Source organism: Streptomyces sioyaensis, from assembly GCF_004122735.1.
GTDB classification, from domain to species: Bacteria; Actinomycetota; Actinomycetes; order Streptomycetales; family Streptomycetaceae; genus Streptomyces; species Streptomyces sioyaensis.
Genome location: NZ_SDIF01000247.1, coordinates 1 through 3,256, shown reverse-complemented (window position 1 = coordinate 3,256; position 3,256 = coordinate 1). Strand labels below are relative to the sequence as shown.

Sequence of the window (3,256 nt, the reverse complement as noted above, 5' to 3'; positions counted from 1 at the left end):
CGGCGTGATCACTACTTTAGCGGAATTCCTCGCTGACGCATAATCACGTCACGGTCCGAATTTCGGCATGCCGAAATGGGTCCCGTTGAGGGGCCGTGCAGTAGTGGTGTGCCGCGAGGCGGCGGGATGGCTGCTGGTGCCTGTCGGCTCCGGGGCAACTCGGAGAACACTACACGAGGGGGTGAGGGGCTTCAAACCCGTGCGAGGGAAGGGTCGGCGCGGTAGCTTGGCCGCATGACTACGCATGCGCTCGTACAGCAGTGGTGGCTCGCCTGACGGCGGCCGACCAGTAGCGCATGCATGACCACGGCCGCCGCTTCGGCGGCCGTTCGCGTTTCTCCCTTTCGCAGCCGGCCGGTGAGGTCGGCGGTCCCGAGGCGCCCGGCAGGGCGCGGAAGACAAGGACGGACGGGATGGCGATGGCGGAGCGAGCGCGGATCTTCAGTGGTGTGAAGCCGACGGGGCATCTGACGCTGGGGAACTACCTCGGGGCGATGCGGCGGTGGGTCGAGGAGGACCAGCACCGGGCGGATGCGCTGTTCTGTGTGGTGGATCTGCATGCGCTGACCGTGGAGCACGAGCCGGCGCGGGTGCGGCGGCTCACTCGGCAGGCGGCGACGCTGTTGCTGGCCGCGGGGCTGGATCCGGAGCGGTGCACCCTGTTCGTGCAGAGCCAGGTGGATGAGCATCTGCGGCTGTCGTACCTGATGGAGTGCACGGCCTCCGACGGAGAGATGCGGCGCATGATCCAGTACAAGGAGAAGGCGGCGCGGGAGCAGGCGCGGGGTGGGAGCGTGCGGCTGTCGCTGCTGACGTATCCGGCGCTGATGGCGGCGGACATCCTGGCGTACGGGACGCATGAGGTGCCCGTCGGGGAGGACCAGGCGCAGCACCTGGAGCTGACGCGGGATCTGGCGGGGCGGTTCAACGAGCGGTACGGGGCGACGTTCGTGATGCCGAAGGTGACGTATCCGGCGGTGGCGGCGCGGGTGATGGATCTGCAGGAGCCGACGTCGAAGATGGGGAAGTCGCACGCCAGGACTGCCGGGATCGTCTATCTGCTGGACGAGCCGGAGGTGGTGCGGAAGAAGGTGATCCGGGCCGTGACGGATACGGCGAGCGATGTCGTGTACGAGCGGGGCGAGCGGCCGGGGGTGGCGAACCTGCTGGATGTGCTGGCCGCGTGTACGGGTGGCGATCCGGAGCGGCTGGCCGAGGGGTACGCCTCGTACGGCGCGTTGAAGAGGGACGTGGCGGAGGCCGTGGTGGAGCTGCTGCGGCCGGCGCGGAAGCGGCATGCGGAGCTGGCCGCCGACCCCGCGTATGTCGATGGGGTGCTGCGCGACGGGGCCGAGCGGGCGCGAGCGCTGGCCAGGCCGCGGGTGGATGCGGCCTATCGGGCGGTCGGGCTGATGGCCTAGGGAACGTCCAGAGGGCCAGTAGGGGCGTTCTTGGGGAGCGCCGGCGAGGGAGCGGGGCGCGGTGGCCGGTGGCTGGGCGCCGCGGGCCGGGGTGAGGGGAAGTGCCCTCGCCCCGGGCCGTGGGGTGTGGGGTGTGGCTCCCGGCGTCGGGTCAGCCGTTGCCGGTGGCCAGTTCGCGGCTGCGGTCGCGGGCGGCTTCCAGGGCGGCGATGAGGGCGGCGCGGACGCCGTGGTTCTCCAGTTCGCGGATGGCGTTGATGGTGGTGCCGGCCGGGGAGGTCACGTTCTCCCGGAGGGTGACGGGGTGTTCGCCGCTGTCGCGGAGCATCACCGCGGCGCCGATGGCGGCCTGGACGATGAGGTCGTGGGCCTTGTCGCGGGGCAGGCCGAGCAGGATGCCGGCGTCGGTCATGGCCTCGACGAGGAAGTAGAAGTACGCCGGGCCGGAGCCGGAGAGTGCGGTGCAGGCGTCCTGCTGGGACTCCGGGACGCGGAGGGTCTTGCCGACGCCGGAGAAGATCTCCTCGGCGCGGGTGAGGTGGGCGCCGGTGGCGTGGGTGCCGGCGGAGATGACGGACATCGCCTCGTCAACGAGGGCGGGGGTGTTCGTCATGACCCGTACGACCGGGGTGCCGGCGGCCAGGCGCTCCTCGAAGTAGGACGTGGGGATGCCGGCGGCGCCGCTGATGACCAGGCGGTCGGCGGGGACGTGCGGGGCCAGCTCCGTCAGAAGGGTGCCCATGTCCTGGGGCTTGACGGTGAGGATGAGGGTGTCGGCGGCCTTGGCGGCCTCCGGGTTGCTGACCGCTTCGACGCCATAGCGGGCGCGGAGTTGTTCGGCGCGTTCGGAACGGCGGGCGGTGACCAGGAGGTCGGACGGCGCCCAACCGCCCCGGATCATGCCGCTGAGCAGGGCTTCGCCGATTTTTCCGGTGCCGAGTACGGCGACCTTCTGGGTCATGCTGCGGTTCACCTCGCCGGTGGTGCCCGGGCGGTGGCCCGAGGGCCGGCCCGTTGAGCGGTCGGTTACGCCGTCATCCTCGCACCTGGCGGGTGTACGGCGCGGCGGCGTTCCGCGGGCCGGGACGGCGTCAGGCCGTACGGCGGCGAAGGGTGGCGGCGCCGAGGGCGAGGACCAGGAGGGCGCAGCCGGTCACGATGACGGCGTCGCGGACGAAGTCGCCGGTGATGTCGGGGTGCCGGAGGACTTCGTTCATGCCGTCGACGGCGTAGGACATCGGGAGGACGTCGGAGAGCGCCTTGAGGGCGGGCTGCATGGTGTCGCGCGGGGTGAACAGGCCGCAGAGCAGCAGCTGGGGCATCAGGACGGCGGGCATGAACTGGACGGCCTGGAATTCGGAGGCGGCGAAGGCCGAGACGAAGAGTCCGAGGGCGGTGCCCAGCAGGGCGTCGAGGACGGCCACCAGGAGCAGGAGCCAGGGGGAGCCGATGACGTCCAGGCCGAGGACCCAGACGGACAGGCCGGTGGCGAGGGCGGACTGCAGGACGGCGAGCAGGCCGAAGGCGAGGGCGTAGCCGCTGATCAGGTCGGCCTTGCCGAGGGTCATCGCGAGCAGGCGTTCCAGGGTGCCGGAGGTGCGTTCGCGCAGGGTGGCGATGGAGGTCACCAGGAACATCGTGATCATCGGGAAGATGCCGAGGAGAGAGGCGCCGATGGCGTCGAAGGTCTGCGGGCGGGCGTCGAAGACGTAGCGCAGCAGGGCGATCATCACGCAGGGGACGACCAGCATCAGTGCGATGGTGCGCGGGTCGTGGCGCAGCTGGTGCAGGACCCGGGCGGCGGTGGCCAGGGCGCGGGACGGGGACCAGGGGGC

3 protein-coding genes are annotated in these 3,256 nt (G+C 71.1%); 1 reads left to right on the top strand and 2 read right to left on the bottom strand.

The window, feature by feature from the left end; genetic code table 11:
• Nucleotides 1–413: 413 nt before the first annotated feature.
• On the top strand, nucleotides 414–1,421 hold the full coding sequence (gene trpS / locus EST54_RS33550; RefSeq protein WP_129251442.1) for a tryptophan--tRNA ligase: 1,008 nt from the start codon (nucleotides 414–416) through the stop codon (nucleotides 1,419–1,421).
• 151 nt (nucleotides 1,422–1,572) lie between these two features.
• On the opposite strand, the gene proC is transcribed toward trpS, so the two are convergent.
• Both proC and EST54_RS33540 read right to left on the bottom strand, forming a co-directional pair.
• Nucleotides 1,573–2,382 (bottom strand): pyrroline-5-carboxylate reductase, encoded by an 810-nt coding sequence (gene proC, locus EST54_RS33545; protein ID WP_129251440.1) that lies wholly within the window; start codon nucleotides 2,380–2,382, stop codon nucleotides 1,573–1,575.
• 130 nt (nucleotides 2,383–2,512) lie between these two features.
• Nucleotides 2,513–3,256, bottom strand: a 744-nt coding sequence (locus EST54_RS33540) for an ABC transporter permease (RefSeq protein WP_244942679.1), incomplete at its 5' end; no start/stop codon positions are given.